The sequence below is a fragment of the Pseudoalteromonas sp. ABE4_541 genome (genome assembly GCF_056312285.1).
This window is the reverse complement of sequence record NZ_JBSVEM010000021.1, coordinates 1-17,233: the sequence shown is the minus strand read 5'-3', so window position 1 is coordinate 17,233 and position 17,233 is coordinate 1. Positions and strand designations below refer to the sequence as shown.

Below are 17,233 nucleotides of genomic sequence, written 5' to 3'. Positions count from 1 at the left end.
TTTGATTTAATTATATTTTTAAGTGTTTGAAAATATAGCTTTTTATTTCTGGCACAAGACTTGATATTCCTTTCCTATCAATCGTATTACAACGGTTCGCTAAAAATGACGGGGAGTGGTGAATATGGATAGGAAAATAGCCAAGTCAAATAAACTGAGACAGTTAAAAACTGCGGCTATTGTTGCAGTTGCACTGGGTGCAACCGCGTTGACATATGGCTTTAGTCAAAGCCAATCTCAAGGTCGTATGCAACGCTTAGATAAAACGAGTGTGACCATCAGTACAGTGCATCAAGGTACATTTGTAGATGCGCTGCGACTGCGAGGACAGGTTGTACCCAAAACAACTGTTTATCTTGATACCATCGCTGGCGGTCAAGTTGAGGAGCGTTTGGTTGAGCAAGGTGAGTATGTGGAAAAAGGGCAGCCTCTTGTACGCTTGAGCAATACCAGTTTGCAGCTTGATGTAATGAGTCGGGAAGCACAAGTGACGGAGCAACTTAACTTCTTGCGCAATACACAAATGAACATGGAAACGAATCGTTTGAACTTACGCCGAGATTTACTTGAAATAGAACTACAGATCAAGCATCTAGAGCGTCGTTTTAAACAGTCTAGCGCATTGGTTGCGAAAAATATGATGGCTCAAGATACGCTCACCGAAATCGAAAACGACTTAACGTATTACAAAGCAAGAAAAGAGCTTACTCTAGAGCGTCAAGCGCAAGAGAGCAGTATTCGCAAAGTGCAAATTGCGCAGTTAGAGGACAGTGCGGCGATGTTACAAAAGAACCTCCAGTTTGCGCGCAATAATTTAGACAACCTATTAGTATCCGCCCCCGTATCAGGCTATTTGAGTGAGCTTGATGTAGAGATGGGTGAGTCGAAGGCTCGGGGTGCTCGGTTAGGTCAGATTGATATTCCAGATGAATATAAATTAGTGGTGCGTTTAGATGAGTTTTACCTTAGCCAAGTACAACTTGAGATGCCAGTGAGGCTAGAACTGGCTGGTACCACTTACCATGCTTCAGTCAGTAAGGTCGATAGTCGCGTATCGCAATCACAGTTTCGCATCGAAGTAGACTTACCAAATGAGGTGAGCCATATAAAACGTGGTCAGAGCGTTGATATTGAGCTGATGTTGGGTGGTGATAAAGCACATGCTTTGCTCCTAGAGCGAGGAGCATTTTTTAGTAACAGTGGCGGGAATTGGGTTTATGTGCTGAGCCAAGACGGACAAAGTGCGGTACGTAAAGATGTGACGTTAGGTAAGAAAAACTCAAGCTATTTTGAAATCGTCAATGGCTTACAGGCTGGTGATCGTGTGATCACGTCAAGCTACGCCAGCTTTGATAAAGCACAAAAAGTGAGCTTCAACTAGTTAACCTCTGCTGAGGCTAATTAATGCCGGCAATAGCACAATTTAAAAACAAGAATTAGAAGGAAGAATAAGATGATCAATTTAACTGATTTATGCCGCGTATTTCGCACCACAGACGTTGAAACTACGGCGCTTAATCACATCAACTTGAAGGTCAATGAAGGTGAATTTCTCGCGATTATGGGGCCATCGGGTTGCGGTAAGTCAACCTTGTTGTCAATTTTGGGCATGTTGGACTCACCTACATCCGGTGGCTACGAGTTTGCAGGAATTGATATTGCGGGTTATAGCGAAAAGCAGCTTGCTCAGCTCAGAAAGTCATCAATCGGGTTTGTATTCCAAAGCTTTAATTTAATTGACGAATTGACAGTGTATGAAAATGTGGAATTACCTCTACAGTATCTCAACATTTCTAGGTCTGAGCGTAAGCAGCGAGTAGACAGTATGCTAAAGCGTGTTGCCATTGATCATAGAGCGGACCATCTCCCACAGCAATTGTCAGGGGGCCAGCAACAGCGGGTAGCGGTTGCGCGTGCGCTCGTGATCAATCCTAAATTGGTATTGGCCGATGAACCTACAGGTAACTTGGATTCAAAAAATGGCGATGAAGTGATGGCCATGCTCAGAGAGCTAAATCGCGAGGGCACGACCGTGATCATGGTGACGCACTCGGAAAAAGAAGGGGCGTATGCAGACCGCCTTGTACGTTTACTGGATGGACAAGTCCTGATCGATAAGGCTAATTCAGTTCAACACATGAGCGGGGTGGCCTAGTATGTTTGGAAATTACTTGGTAACGGCTTTACGTGCCTTTAAAACGCAAAAACAGCATTTTATCTTGAATTTACTAGGCCTCAGTGTTGGGCTGGCGGCAGCCGTGATGGTGGCACTATTTGCAAAAAATGAATTGTCATACGATAGCCAGCATCCTGATGCTGAAAATATTTATCGTATTGCACAAGATTACAGAAAAATAGGGCTTTCAGTTATTCCCATTTTTAACTATGCAAGGGGGCTGCAGGCGCTAGAGCTGAATCAAGTTGATGATATATTTGCGCTCACCATGCTTTCGCATGACTCGAGTTCTGAGGTAGCCACAGATGTACAATATCGCGGTCAAGGCTACAAATTAGAGGGACTTTACAGTGCATCGGCTAATATTCATGATTTTATGTCAATTTCGACACTGTATGGCGATTTAGCACAAGCCTTAAGTACACCAGGTGGTATCGCATTGAATCAGTCTGAAGCACAACGTATTTTTGGTAAATTGAACGTGGTAGGGGAAACCTTAAACCATGCCAATGGCAACTATACGGTTTATGCCGTGTTTGCTGATTTACCCGAAAATACGCATTTTGCCTTTAAAAGTTTGGCTTACCAAAAACAAGATCTGAATAACTTTGACATGCAGAATCACTACGTTTATCTCAAACTAGTGGATGGTGCAGATATCAGTGTGATTGAGCAGCATTTAACAGAGCGTAACTATACAGGTGAATTTAAGGGCTTACTTCGAGTTGAATTACATCCGCTACTCGACTTGCACTTAAATGCAAAATCTCCTTTTGAAATGAAAGCCGGTGGCACCAAACAAGCAGTGAATATCTGTCTTGGTTTAAGTGTGTTATTAGTGTTAGTGGCTGCGTTTAATTTTATAAATATGTCGATTGCGCAATCAACTAAGCGTGCAAAAGAGGTGGGGGTACGTAAGGCTCTGGGCGCGAGTAAAAGCCAGTTAGTGACTCAATTTTTGTCTGAGTCGGTAATGGTCTCCTTACTTGCGATGCTAATTGCTAGTTGTATTGTTGAGCTGACATTGCCAAGTTTTAATATGTTGGTTGACCGTGAATTGACTTTCAACTACGCCTCATCATATAGCGTGATACTCGTTGTTGTTGCACTCACGGTAGGGTTAGTCTCGGGCTTATACCCCGCTTTATTCATCTGCGCATTTAGTGCTAAAAGGGTACTCAGTGGTGACTTACAGCGTGGTAGTACTGCCATATTTGTACGTAAGAGCTTACTTACATTGCAAGCTTCGCTCTCTATAGCATTGATTATTGCTTCAGTGACATTGCAGCAACAGTTAGCACATTTGCAAAGCTTGCCACTTGGGTTTAGCAAAGCACATCAGTTGGTGGTTTCACAGCTTCCCATCGACTTGGTGCTGAGCAAGCAGCCGAGTGCGCTAGTTAATAAGTTGCAGGCGATTGACGGTGTAAAAGGCGTTACGATTGTAGATACTAAACTCACCTCATCCATTAATGCATCGGTTAAACCGACTTGGCCAAATGGTGAAACAACAGAAGGAGTAGTGCCATTTGTTGGTACTGGGTTTGGTATTGTGGACGGGCTTGGATTACAGCTTTTGGCTGGTCGTGATTTTAGTGAATCTTATGCATCTGATTGGGTATCGCGTGAAGAGGGGTTAGCGCATATGGGCGCTATCGTTACAGAGTCGGTTGTACGCCAAGCTGGTTTTGAAGATAACGCACAGATCATTGGCAAGGTTATCTCTGATCAAGGTCGCGGAATGCGTATGAAAGTTGTGGGTGTTGTGGCCGATGTGAAAATAGGCAATATGAAAGAAGAGTATTCAAATATCTTCTTCTTGTGTGGGATGACACTCGTGCCGACGGCCGATGTGATACTGAAAGTGGAGCAGCAAAACTTACCTTACATTAAATCACAGCTAGGCCATATTCTAGCTTTGGATCATGGTGTATATGAGCCACAAATTGAGCTTTTAACTGAGAGTTTCAGCGCATTGCTCAAAGGTGACCAAAGGGTGTCTGATGTGGTGCTATTGTTCTCTAGTCTGGCCATATTTCTAACGATATTGGGTACCTTTGGTTTGGCTTCTTTTTCTGCATTGCGTAGACAAAAAGAAGTGGCCATGCGCAAGGTGCTGGGCGCTTCGCGCTTCAGTTTGATAAACTTGCTGGCGAAAGAGTTTTTATGGCTGGTGGGGCTGAGTGTGATCATTGCTTACCCGTTAACTTATTGGTTTTTGGAGCAGTGGCTATCTAACTTTAATGACCGAGTCGTTCAATCATGGTGGATATATGCTGTTGCTGCTTTGGTTGTGGCTGGGATCACTTGGTTAACGGTAGCGAGTTTGGCATATAAAACAGCTAGTACTCGCCCGTCACTGATTTTACGCTATGAATAATACCTATACTTCATAAAAACTGGGTGATGAAATGCAATAGGGTCACCTTGCAGTGACCCTATTCTAAGTCATTATTTGCCAGTCATGGTTGTCTTGGCATTCGCAGCCATCATTGCGAAGACCGCATACGCGGCGGTATTTTGTTTTAGTTTTTTAGGCTCAACCTTATCGAGTGTGTCGTCGGCAGTATGGTGATAATCAAAATAGTCACGGCCATCTTGATGTAGTGCGAAAATAGGTGCACTGATTGCGCGACGTAATGGGATAAGATCGGGACCACCATGCGCATTATTTGCACCAATATAAGAGATGTTTAAAGGGGCCAATTCTTTTGCTATGGCTCGCACAACGGGCAGCGCTTGTGCACTAACGTGAGACTCAAAGCCATAAACAAAATCGGCACCAAAGTCAGATTCCGCTGCGGCAACAATGTGATCGAGTTCTTTCGCGTGTTGTTTAAAATATGCCTTTGCACCCCAAAGCCCTAGCTCTTCAGCGGCAAATAACACCACACGAATACTACGTTTTGGGCGGGCTATGTCTCGAATGTGTTTTGCCGCAGCCATGGTTAGCGCCACGCCTGCACCATCATCAAGCGCACCTGTACCGAGATCCCAAGAATCCAAGTGGCCACCAATTAACACGTATTGCTCTGGAAACTCAGTACCTTTTATTTCTCCAATTACGTTGTAGCTGATACCCTCACCAAGATCTTCCGTTTGTACATTGATGTTTACTGAAACTGTTTCACCTAAGCTGATTAGGCGTGCAATTTGATCTGCATCTGGATTCGCAATCGCTGTGTTAGGTATTTTGCTAACCCCTTCTTGGTAGCGGCTGTTGCCCGTATGTGCAAAACGATGATGGCTGGTACTGACCGAGCGCATCATGTAGGCCATCGCCCCTTTTTTAGCCGCTTCGACAGCACCACTGTTGCGAGCACGCACGGCAGGACCATAACCGTTACCATCTATATGACGGTTCATACGATAATTAATAAACGCAATTTTGCCTGTCAGGCTGTTTTCGGGGGCGGCAATAAGCTCATCTAGGGTTTCAAACATCACGACTTCGCCAGTAATACCAGATTTCGCTGTACTCACACTGTTACCTAGTGCGGTGATGTGCAGAGGTTGCTCACTTGGTGTTATGATTTTGCCCGACTCTTGATAGCGACGCCAATGAGGAAACGTTGCCGGTTCCGCCCATACATTATCGAAACCTAACTGTTTGAATTGCTGTTTGGCCCATTCGACAGCCTTTTTATCATTCGCACTGCCAGGCAAACGCGGTCCAACTTCAGTGGTCAATGACTCAAGGATTTGCCAGCTTAGATCACTATTGAGCGCAGCCTTTCTGACCTGCTGAACTTGTTGTAACTGTGTTTCGGTAAACTCAGGAGATTGCGCCATGCTTGATAAAGGCATGAGTGCACATAACGCTATCAGTAGTTTTTTCATAATGTCCTTGGCTGATGGAAATAAAACGAGGGCAATAGTGTTGCATTTATTTTTCAGTTGACCAAGTAAATGGGACAAAATCTATACGCTTTTACATACTCGACAGACGCTAATTCTGCTAAAATGCCGATTAATTTAGTTCTTCGAGATGACACATGAGTACAACGGCTTTTAACTCCTTACCTTTAGCCCAGGAATATTTAGAAACACTAAACGATTTAGGCTTTAAGAGCATGACACCGATACAGGCGCAGAGTTTGCCCGTGGTGTTATCTGGCAAAGATGTGATAGCACAAGCAAAAACCGGTTCGGGTAAAACCGTCGCTTTTAGTTTAGGCGTTTTATCTCGTTTAAATGTAGCGCGTTACCGAGTGCAAGGCTTGGTGTTGTGTCCGACCCGAGAATTAGCTGAACAAGTCGCTACTGAAATGCGTAAGTTAGCTCGTGGCATTCATAATATTAAAATTCTTACTTTGTGTGGTGGAGTTCCAATCGGTCCACAAATTGGCTCCCTTGAACATGGTGCACACATCATTGTAGGTACGCCAGGGCGTGTTGAAGATCACCTATTTAAAGGTACTTTGAATTTGACAGAAGTCTCTAGTTTAGTGCTCGATGAAGCGGATCAAATGTTAGACATGGGCTTTGCAGATGCATTAGATAACATAGTGTCGTATTTACCAAAAGAAAGACAAACTCTGCTGTTTAGTGCAACCTACCAAAAGCGTATTGAAGAAATAGCGCAGCGCGTTATGCGTGAGCCTGCAATGGTGAAAGTTGAAGAACAAACGGTCAATACCAGTATCAAGCAGTTATTTTTCAAGCTAGATAATAATAAGCTGCGTTTCAATACGCTACGTCTATTACTGCTGCAACATAAACCGCAAAGCTGTGTGGTATTTTGTAATACCAAAGTCGAGACGCAGAAAGTGTGTGATGAGCTTAAAGCCGCTGGTTTTAATACGGTTGCTTTGCATGGTGATTTGGAGCAGCGCGAACGTGAACAGACTTTGATCCGTTTCGCTAATAAGAGTGCATCGATTTTGGTCGCGACAGATGTTGCCGCCCGAGGTCTGGATATTGATGATATGGATATGGTGATCAACTATCATCTCGCCCATGATGCACAAACTCATGTCCACCGCGTGGGGCGCACAGGCCGTGGTGGTAAAAAGGGTTTGGCGTGTTCTATTTATGGCGAAAACGAAGCGTTCAAACTGGCCCAGATTGGTGATGTGTACGATCGTGACTTTACACCTTCACCAACGCCTTCTTTGAGTTTATTGGATAAACCGCCATACAAGCCAGAGATGGTTACTTTACAGATTGATGGTGGTAAAAAGCAAAAAGTCCGCCCGGGTGATATCGTTGGTGGTTTAACGGGTGAGCAAGGTATTGCTTTTGCACAAATTGGTAAAATCAATGTGCTTGATAACTGCGCTTATGTTGCCGTTGCCCGCGATGCGTCAAAGCCTGCATTCAGAAAGCTGAGCGAAGGCAAGCTCAAAGGCCGTAAGTTCAGAGTTCGCCGAGTTAGCTAATTGCGAATAGGTGTGCTTTGAGCAATTCATAATCTTGTTTGAGTTGCACGAAGCGCGCCGCGCAGCCACCTAGCTTATCAGGGTGTTGTGCCAGCGCTTGATGACGCCACTGCTTTTTTAACTGCTGTGCACAATACGGGTAGCTTAATTGCCAACGCTGACAGATGTGTTTTATTTGTGCTTCTGACACTTGCTCGGCAGGTGCATTCTTGGTGTATATGCACCAAAAGCTATCCAACAACGCTTGTATTTCATCTTCGCTTGTATCGTAGTTTTGCCAATCTAAATAATAATCACGCAATGGGTTATCAATAGACAGCATATCGTTAGCTGTCTCTTGTAACTGAATGTGCATGGATGACACAGTTAAAGCTAATCCATCTTTGAGTAAATCATCTTGTAACTGAAATAATGCATTCATGATCATAAAATTACGTTTGAACAAGTTTTTACTTGGATTGCTATCAAGTTGAGGTAACTTATTTTCACCGTTTAACGTGGCTGCAAGGCTATGGATTTTGTGTTGCTGTTTATCCGATATGGCAATGAAAATGGCGTCTAGAAGCGGGTTGAGCATTGTTCCACCAGTTGAGTTAGTGTATCTTCAGCATAGCATTTTTTAGTTTTAAGTGGCGAGATCCAGGGATGATCAAGAGAATATTCTCTGTTGTATTAATATACACCTTAATTTACATAGCGTTAGCATTTCCTGCATCTGCGAGTGACTCGTCTACAGGCTTGGCGACACAAATAGCACAACTAGATGAAGGCCAAAGTTGGGAAGACATTTCTTCATCTGGGCAGAAATTTCTTGCTCATCCACAACTCACACCAGAGTTACGTTTTGAATTATTGACTGCTTTAGCCAAAGCAGCCTTTATTCGAGATGATTTTGTTTCCTCAGAGCATTATCTCAAGATTATGCAGCAAGAATATGCCAGCAGCCCCCATAGTGATGAGCATTTTTTTGCGGTGAAATTACTGGCAATTAATACCTTTCATCAAGGCAGATACATATCGGCCATTGAGCAATATTTAGAAGCACTTAAATTAGCTTCGGCGCGAAAAAAGCCTCTAGAGCAAGCAGATATGCATAACAACTTGGGACTTTCCTATATCAATACCAATGAGTTAGAGCGCGCTATTTATCATTATAGTGAAGCGCAAAATCTGTATCAGAAACACGGCAGACTACAGGATCAAGCGGATATATTACTCAATATGTCAGGTTTGTATATAAAGCAGTACCGATATGATATTGCAGAAGAAATGCTTGTTTCCGTACTCAAGATGTTGGCCAACCTGAATGATGGTGAGGGCATGGCTATTGCACATTCGTTCATGGGGAAGTTACTCAATCATAAAGGTGAAAATGATAAGGCTAGGCATCATTTTCAAGCGGCACTTGAGTACTACCAATCTAAGAATGATACCGATAAATTAATGGCGCAATACGCCTATCTCGCCAATATCAGCATTGCGCAAGGGGACTTTGAACAAGCACAAAAAGAAGCGAATTTCGCATTGTATTATGCTGAAAAAATTTCCAATTTATCAGGAAAAATGCAGGCACTGCTTCCTTTAGCCAAAGCCTATTTTGTGAAAGGCGATTTAGTACGTGCTAAACAAATGGTTGATGAATCGTTGTCACTCGCCCAAACATTGGGTGCCGGAGAAGTTGAACCTGATGAACTCGCAACTTTAGCGTTGGTACAAGCTGGGTTGGGCGAATACGAGGAGTCGATAAGGAATTTCAACCGTTTCAAAACTCAGCAATACGAATTCTTGAATGAAAATGTATTGGCGAAAATGGTCGATTACCAAAATCGTATTGAAGCAGCAGAACTAAACCGAGAGATCGCCGAGTTAAAGCAAAAGCAGGCATTTCAAGCGTTGCAAATTGACAAAAGAGAGCAAGTTATTTGGCTGAGTGCCATGGTGGTTTTGTCGCTGTTTATTGCAGTGGTTAGCTTGTATTTCAAACAGGCTGAAAAAAATGCCAAGGTGCAACTGAAAGAGAAAGTGGCTGAGCGAACAGCTGAATTACAGCGCGTAGCGGATGAACTCAGAGAAGCCAGCCAAGTGAAGAATCAATTTTTAGCGAATATAAGTCATGAGATCCGCACGCCTTTGACATCCATTATTGGTCAAGCTGAAGCCATGCTGTATGAGCATGGTACTAATCAGGCATTAAAAGATTCATTAGGGGTTATCCAAAGGCAAGGAAAACATTTAAAAGAACTTGTTAGCGACGTACTTGACCTCAGTCGTATTGAAGCACAACGTTTTGAGCTTGAGTACAGTGATTTTACTTTGCAAACCTTGTTAGACGATATCAATGGTATGTTTAAAAATGCATGTCAGAGTAAAGGGCTCAACTTCAACATACATGGTGACTTTGAGCCAGCGCTCACAATTAATTTAGACTATATGCGTTTGAAGCAGGTGCTGATTAATTTGCTCGGGAATGCGGTTAAGTTTACCGAACGTGGTCGTGTAACACTGCATATTGAGAGCCAGCCAGCAGGGATTGTTTTTAAAGTAATAGATACTGGAATTGGTATGAGCCAAGAGCAGCTAGGACGCGTTTTTGAAAGCTTCCAGCAAGGGGATAATAGCATTACGCGCCGATTTGGCGGTTCGGGTCTTGGGTTGTGTCTGTCTCAGCAATTAACAGAGATGATGGGAGGCAGTATTAGCGTCAAAAGCGAACTTGGCGTGGGTAGTGAGTTTTCTATTTTTGTGCCTTGCTCTGCGAAAATGGTGGAAAATGCAGTGCCGTTAGAAGTAGTCACACCAGTCGCTTTAGCTCATGGCAAGGTACTCATAGCTGAAGACCATGATGATAACAGAGCATTATTTGAACGCATTTTGAAGCGGTTAGGACTTGAAGTGGTAGCAGCGAGAAATGGTAAAGAAGCCGTGGAGATGTGTCTTATGGAATATCCTGATGTGGTACTCATGGATATTCAAATGCCCATTATGGATGGTGTTGAGGCATTGAACTTGCTTCTTCAGTCTGGCTTTGAGCAGCCTGTTTATGCATTGACAGCTAACGTTATGGAGCATGAGATCCAGTCATATTTGGATGCTGGCTTTTATGGGCATTTAGGCAAACCACTGGATACCAAGGTTCTTCATAAGATACTACATAAGCATTTAGGGGATGTGACACAAGCAGAGCATCATTCTATTGATATGAGCGATTTGGTGGCTAGTTTTGCATCGTCATTACCTAGCGAGCGTGATGAGCTTATTGAGTTGTGGGAGCGTAAAGATTGGTTACAAGTACAAAAAGTGTGTCATCGTTTGTCCGGTGCTGCGAGTACCTTTGAATTTTCTTCACTGGCGAACACTTCACGACAACTAGAAAGAATGCTGATTAAAAAGGAATTCAAACAGGCTGAGCACCTGTATCTTATTTTATGCGACGAGCTGAATTACATTGGCCTATCAGAAGAGCTCGATGCTAGTTGAGTCATCATTACCATTATTATTGGCTTGCTCAGAGGGTACTATAGTCGGCTTGGCGTCTCGCTGCGAAACATCAACAGGAGGTTGGTCGACTTTGAATAGCGAGAGTTTTTCATGAATTGTCAAAGCAAGATTCAGTAAGTCACTGCTGGACACTGCTTGGATCTTTGAACTGGATAGCGCATCAGAATTCAACTCGACCATAGATTCAATACAGCTTTGTGCCTCGTCTGATACAAGTTTTTGTTGTTCGACTTGTCCTTGAATACTGTGCGACATGTCATTGACTTCAATCATCGCTTTTTCAATTTGATCCATTTCTTTAGTTGACGCTTCAGATAAAGAAACCGTTTGCTCAGTTTTAGTTAGTGCATCTTGCATTAGTTTATGCGTGTTATCAGTGCCCGCTTGGATTTTTGTAACCATGTCCCGTACTTGTTGTGTCGATTGACTTGTTCTTGCAGCAAGGCTTCTGACTTCATCCGCAACGACTGCAAACCCTCGTCCTTGCTCTCCCGCTCTAGCAGCTTCAATTGCCGCATTGAGCGCAAGTAAATTAGTTTGCTCTGCGATAGAGTTAATGACCTCAATGACCGAACTTATCGCATCACTATCGGCTTTTAAACTCTCGATTTGCGTGCTGGTTTGCTCTATATTTTTAACAAGGCCCAATAAACTATCCTGACTGCGGTCGGTGTCCTGTCTGGTTTTCTTAACCGCGAGGGTTGCATTTTCGACCGAGTGATATATTTTTTCTAAATTCTCATCTAACTCTTTTGAGACTTCCAACATACGATTAATTGATGTGGCAAGATCTTGCCCATGCGTATATTGAATGGATGCTTTTTGCGTCATCGACGCATAGGTATCTCTTAGATTATCAGCCATGGGTGATAACCTAGCTGACGATGCGTGAATTTCACCAATGATGTGCTCTATAGTGGCAAGACTGGCGTTTAAAGCAAGGCAAGTTGCGGGCGTACTTTTATCTAACTCATCAAAACGGAAGGTCAGATCTATATTGTTTTCTTGCACTAATGCATGCAATAACTCATCAAGGTAAGGCGCCTTAGCATCACGATGTTGACCGTAGAGAGCGAATGCGAGAATAACGATATTGGTCGTTACTACGAATAAAGAGGTAATCAATACGCTTAGAGAAAATGAAAAGGCGATTCCTAAAATAATCACCGTGTTAACTGTGCATGCGAGTAAAAGAGGTTGCCAGTGTTTCATTGTAAACAAGGATACTTTAATTGAAGATTAGATCTTCTATGTATAGTTTATAAATGATGCATCGCCAAATGTGGGACAATAAGAAAGCCTGCATAAGCAGGCTTTTTTTAGTAATAAAATCATTACTTACGACGCATTAAGTCGAAAAATTCGTCGTTAGTTTTGCTCATTGAAAGCTTGTCAATGAGGAATTCCATTGCATCAATTTCTGACATTTCATGGACAATCTTGCGTAAAATCCACATCTTTTGAAGCTCGTCTGGTTTAGTAAGCAACTCTTCACGACGAGTACCTGAGCGGTTAAAGTCGATAGCAGGGAATACACGTTTTTCAGCAATCTTACGGTTAAGATGTAATTCCATGTTACCTGTACCTTTAAACTCTTCGTAGATAACTTCATCCATCTTAGAACCAGTATCGATAAGGGCTGTAGCGATGATGGTTAAGCTACCACCTTCTTCCACGTTACGTGCTGCACCAAAGAAGCGTTTTGGCTTGTGCAGCGCGTTGGCGTCAACACCACCCGTCAATACTTTACCTGAAGAAGGGATCACCGTGTTGTAAGCACGGGCTAAACGTGTGATTGAGTCGAGTAGAATGACTACATCTTTCTTATGCTCAACTAAGCGCTTGGCTTTCTCAATCACCATTTCTGCAACTTGTACGTGACGGTTTGCTGGCTCATCAAAGGTCGATGCTATCACTTCACCCTTAACTAGGCGTTGCATCTCCGTTACCTCTTCAGGACGTTCGTCGATAAGCAATACCATCAAGGTAGCATCAGGGTTGTTATACGTGATCGACTGAGCGATATTTTGCAGTAACATCGTTTTACCCGCTTTTGGCGGTGCAACGATCAGTGCACGTTGGCCTTTACCAATTGGTGAAGCTAGGTCCAATACTCGCGCAGTAATATCTTCCGTACTGCCATTACCACGTTCCATAACAAAACGTTCGTTAGCATGAATTGGCGTTAAGTTTTCAAACAAAATCTTAGTACGAGAGTTTTCAGGTTTATCGAAATTAACCTCGTTGACTTTCAATAACGCAAAGTAGCGTTCACCATCTTTAGGTGGACGAATAAGACCACTGATGGTGTCGCCGGTGCGCATGCTAAAGCGTCGGATCTGGCTTGGAGAAACATAAATATCGTCTGGGCCAGCTAAGTAAGACGCTTCTGATGAGCGCAAAAAGCCGAAGCCATCTTGTAGAATTTCTAAAACACCGCCGCCGTAAATGTTTTCACCACTTTTAGCGTGGGCTTTCAAAATGGCAAAAATAATGTCTTGTTTTCTTAGACGTGCTACGTTTTCGAGTCCCATAGACTCAGCTAGTTTTACAAGTTCGTTGATTGACTTGTCTTTCAGTTCGCGTAAATGCATATTGGTGGGTTCTTTATTACAATTGTCATTCTCGTCTATACGAGAGAGGTTGATTTGATAAAGCTAAAGGTTAGTGGTGATATAAGTTAGCAGGTAGGCCGCTGGCCGTCCAGTCTTTATACAAATTTTGTGTCAAAAATCCAAATTTACTTGAATTTTCTGTAATACACACCCGCCAGTTGTGTCTGACGGATGTGTATACAAACACTTTAGATGTGGTTTTCTAGGAACTCAACAAGTTGAGTTTTAGACAACGCACCTACTTTAGTAGCTGCAACATTACCATCTTTGAATAGTAGTAATGTTGGGATGCCACGAATACCAAACTTAGGTGGAGTACCAGCATTTTGGTCAATGTTCAGTTTACCAATTGTCACACGGCCATCGAACTCGTCTGCCACTTCGTTAAGAATTGGGGCGATCATCTTACAAGGACCACACCATTCAGCCCAGAAATCCACAAGTACAGGCTGATCAGATTTCAGTACGTCTGCTTCAAAGCTGTCGTCGGTAAGTTGAATAATTTTGTCGCTCATTGCGCTCTCCGTTAGAATTAGGCTAATTATTTAATGCGTATTTAAACACTCTTGTTTCTTATTGCAAGTTTAAACGTTATGCTTTATCGCTATGACTAAGACACATTTGACCAATAAAAAATTTTCTGACTTTGCTTTAGCACCGGAAGTGGTCGCCGGTTTAACTGCGAATGGCTTTGAATATTGCACGCCAATCCAAGCAAAGTGTTTACCTTTTGTTGTTGATGGCCGAGACATTGCGGGCCAAGCACAAACGGGCACAGGCAAAACATTGGCTTTTTTAACAGCCACTTGCCACCGTTTGTTACAATCAGAAGGGGCTTCCAGAAAGCAACCAAGGGCACTGATCATGGCTCCTACAAGAGAGCTGGCGATTCAGATACATAAAGATGCAAAAATTATTGCGCCACACTGTGATCTTAAACTAGGTTTAGTATATGGTGGCGAAGAGTATGAAAAACAACGTGCACAACTTGAAAATGGCGTAGATATTTTAATTGGCACGACAGGGCGATTAATCGATTTTTATAAACAAGGCGCGTATAGCCTTAATGAGATTGAAGTTGTGGTACTTGATGAAGCGGATCGTATGTTCGATCTTGGCTTTATTAAAGACATTCGTTACTTGTTTAATCGAATGCCAGAGACGTCAGAGCGTTTAAACCTATTGTTCTCGGCAACGTTGTCGTATCGAGTGCAAGAGTTAGCATTTGAACATATGACTAACCCTGAGCATGTGCAGATTGAACCGGATGTAAAAACGGGTAAGCGTATTCAAGAAGAGTTATTCCACCCATCTCACGATGACAAAATACCCCTTTTACTTACATTAGTTGAAGAAGAGTGGCCTGAAAAAGCGATTATTTTCGCAAACACCAAACAAAGTTGTGAAAATGTATACGCGTGGATGAAGGCGGATGGTCACCGAGTTGGATTACTCACAGGTGACGTAAATCAGAAAAAACGTCAAAGCATTCTCGCGCAGTTCACTAAAGGTGAGGTGGATTTTCTAGTTGCGACTGACGTTGCGGCAAGAGGTCTGCATATACCAGAAGTTAGTCACGTGTTTAACTTTGACTTACCAGATGACTGTGAGGATTATGTTCACCGCATTGGTCGTACGGGCCGTGCTGGAGCATCAGGACATGCGATTAGTTTCGCGTGTGAGCAATATGCGTATAATTTACATGAAATAGAATCATATATAGAGCATGCCATACCTTTGTCTCATTATGACAAGTCTGCATTGCTAGAAGACTTAACTAAGCCTAATATGCAAAGAAAAAGGAACTACTCGTCTGGACCACGCAACCGTAACAACGGACGTCGTCAAGGTAGTTACCAAAAGCAACGTTCTAATTAAGTGAAGAACGAGTACATTGGTAGTTGTTACTAGAGGTTTAATGTAGTGGGGCAAAAAATTCCTCAAAGCGATGTGTTTGCTGTTATTGATCTGGGCTCTAACAGCTTCCACATGTTAATCGCAAGACATGTGGCGGGCGGCGTTCATACTATCGGTCGGGTAAAGCGAAAGGTACGTTTAGCGGCTGGTTTGGATCAAAACAACGTTTTATCACAAGAAGCGATGCAAAGAGGCTGGGAATGTTTGGCACTTTTTGCAGAGCGTTTACAAGATATTCCAAAGCAAAATATTAGCATTGTTGCTACAGCTACACTTCGCTTGGCTATGAACGCTGAAGAGTTTAAGGAACGAGCCGAACAGATCTTGCATCATAAAATTAATGTGATCAGCGGCGAGTTGGAAGCAAAAACTATATATAAAGGGGTTGCACATACGTCAGCTTGCCAAGGGCGTCAATTGGTCATCGATATCGGTGGAGCTAGTACTGAGGTAGTCATTGGTAAAGGGTTCGATGCGCTTCTTTATAAAAGCCTCAATATGGGGTGTGTGACTTATTTAGAAACTCACTTCAGTGATGGACTATTAAGCAAAGCCAACTTTGCACACGCAGTATCGGCAGCAAAAGCAATCATTAAACCTATCCAGAACGATTTTATCAATATGGGATGGGAACTTGCCATTGGAGCTTCAGGCACTGTACAAGCAATTCAAGAGATCCTCTCAGCAGATGGTCAAAGCGATATGCTTACTCTTGCTAAACTCAAAGAGATCCAGAGCCAAGCAATTGCATGTCATACCATCGCCGAACTTGCTTTACCTGGGTTAAGCGAAGAGCGTCGTTTAGTTTTTGTTTCTGGGTTGGCTATTTTAATAGCGCTTTTTGAGTCACTACATATTACGCAAATGGGGTTGGCTGGAGGTGCATTGAGAGAAGGTGTGCTTTATAGCATGATCCCGGAGCTACATAACTCCGATATTTGTAAGCGAACACTGGATAGTTTTTCAGACAGATATCACGTGGATAAGCAACAAGCGAGTTATGTATCTGAGCAAAGCCTATTACTAGCGAACCAACTCAGTGACGTTTGGCAACTTGATATTGATGCTGCGAAGAAAATACTCAATGCAGTTTCTTATGTGCACGAGATTGGATTAATCGTTGACTACAAGCTATACCATAAGCACAGTGCTTATATATTGAGCCACACGGGTATGCCGGGGTACTCTAAGACGGAAAAGCAGCTGATTGTTTTGTTGACAGCATCTCATCGCTCTGATCTGAGTTTAAAGCAGTACACTAGCCTAGGTTCAAACAATGTACTCGCACAACGTTTGACACGTATAATTCGTCTTGCCGTGATCTTATCCATGCGCCGTCAAGATGATGTTGCACCACCCGTAACAATCACATCGGACAAACACGATAAACTGATATTGGGCTTTGAAGCTGAATGGCTAACTAATCACCCTCTAATGGAAAGTGAGATAGAGCAAGAAGCACATTATCAATGCAAAATCGGTTGGGATATACAAATAGAGCGCTTTTAAGCGCTCTATTTGTATATAAAATTACCAGAAATAGCCGTTTCGTTCAAAAATCACGCGAACAATCCATTTTTATCACTTTTCTTCAGAAATTTTCTAAAAAACGCTTGCGCTTTTAATTCGCCGCCCTATAATGCGAC

General features: G+C 42.9%; 12 protein-coding genes. 7 read left to right on the top strand and 5 right to left on the bottom strand.

From position 1 onward, the window contains the following. Positions 1-124: 124 nt before the first annotated feature. The 3 genes from ACW689_RS17575 to ACW689_RS17565 all read left to right on the top strand — a co-directional run bounded on the left by ACW689_RS17575 (position 125) and on the right by ACW689_RS17565 (position 4,556). On the top strand, positions 125-1,381 hold the full coding sequence (locus ACW689_RS17575) for an efflux RND transporter periplasmic adaptor subunit (RefSeq protein ID WP_476293342.1): 1,257 nt from the start codon (positions 125-127) through the stop codon (positions 1,379-1,381). Between the two features lie 72 nt (positions 1,382-1,453). Continuing rightward, positions 1,454-2,155: an ABC transporter ATP-binding protein gene (locus ACW689_RS17570; protein ID WP_476293341.1), complete on the top strand. Its 702-nt coding sequence runs from the start codon at positions 1,454-1,456 to the stop codon at positions 2,153-2,155. A 1-nt stretch (position 2,156) separates the two neighbouring features. Further along, positions 2,157-4,556 carry an ABC transporter permease gene (locus ACW689_RS17565; RefSeq protein WP_476293340.1) on the top strand — a complete coding sequence of 800 codons (2,400 nt, stop codon included), beginning with the start codon at positions 2,157-2,159 and terminating at the stop codon, positions 4,554-4,556. Between the two features lie 71 nt (positions 4,557-4,627). Here ACW689_RS17565 and ACW689_RS17560 read toward each other — a convergent pair whose 3' ends face one another. After that, positions 4,628-6,016, bottom strand: a complete 1,389-nt coding sequence (locus ACW689_RS17560; RefSeq protein ID WP_476293339.1) for a M20/M25/M40 family metallo-hydrolase — start codon at positions 6,014-6,016, stop codon at positions 4,628-4,630. A gap of 155 nt (positions 6,017-6,171) precedes the next feature. Between ACW689_RS17560 and dbpA the strand changes: the two genes are divergently transcribed. Continuing rightward, positions 6,172-7,557, top strand: a complete 1,386-nt coding sequence (dbpA, locus tag ACW689_RS17555) for an ATP-dependent RNA helicase DbpA (RefSeq protein ID WP_476293338.1) — start codon at positions 6,172-6,174, stop codon at positions 7,555-7,557. Here dbpA and ACW689_RS17550 read toward each other — a convergent pair. Next, a complete protein-coding gene (locus ACW689_RS17550) occupies positions 7,550-8,134 on the bottom strand; it encodes a DNA-J related domain-containing protein (RefSeq protein WP_476293337.1) in 585 nt (194 codons plus the stop codon). The two genes, dbpA and ACW689_RS17550, sit on opposite strands and share 8 nt — an antisense overlap. Before the next feature lie 68 nt (positions 8,135-8,202). Between ACW689_RS17550 and ACW689_RS17545 the strand changes: the two genes are divergently transcribed. Then, positions 8,203-11,034 (top strand): tetratricopeptide repeat-containing hybrid sensor histidine kinase/response regulator, encoded by a 2,832-nt coding sequence (locus ACW689_RS17545; RefSeq protein WP_476293336.1) that lies wholly within the window; start codon positions 8,203-8,205, stop codon positions 11,032-11,034. On the opposite strand, the gene ACW689_RS17540 is transcribed toward ACW689_RS17545, so the two are convergent. The 3 genes from ACW689_RS17540 to trxA form a co-directional block, all read right to left on the bottom strand. Then, positions 11,011-12,267: a methyl-accepting chemotaxis protein gene (locus ACW689_RS17540; RefSeq protein ID WP_476293335.1), complete on the bottom strand. Its 1,257-nt coding sequence runs from the start codon at positions 12,265-12,267 to the stop codon at positions 11,011-11,013. The genes ACW689_RS17545 and ACW689_RS17540 overlap by 24 nt on opposite strands. A gap of 122 nt (positions 12,268-12,389) precedes the next feature. Continuing rightward, a complete protein-coding gene (gene rho / locus ACW689_RS17535) occupies positions 12,390-13,649 on the bottom strand; it encodes a transcription termination factor Rho (protein WP_476293334.1) in 1,260 nt (419 codons plus the stop codon). Between the two features lie 209 nt (positions 13,650-13,858). Further along, complete coding sequence (gene trxA / locus ACW689_RS17530) at positions 13,859-14,185, bottom strand: thioredoxin TrxA (protein WP_476293333.1); 327 nt, start codon at positions 14,183-14,185, stop codon at positions 13,859-13,861. Between the two features lie 91 nt (positions 14,186-14,276). Between trxA and rhlB the strand changes: the two genes are divergently transcribed. Continuing rightward, a complete protein-coding gene (gene rhlB, locus ACW689_RS17525) occupies positions 14,277-15,548 on the top strand; it encodes an ATP-dependent RNA helicase RhlB (RefSeq protein WP_476293332.1) in 1,272 nt (423 codons plus the stop codon). Positions 15,549-15,593: 45 nt separating this feature from the next. Further along, a complete protein-coding gene (gene gppA, locus ACW689_RS17520) occupies positions 15,594-17,096 on the top strand; it encodes a guanosine-5'-triphosphate,3'-diphosphate diphosphatase (protein ID WP_476293331.1) in 1,503 nt (500 codons plus the stop codon). Positions 17,097-17,233: the final 137 nt, after the last annotated feature.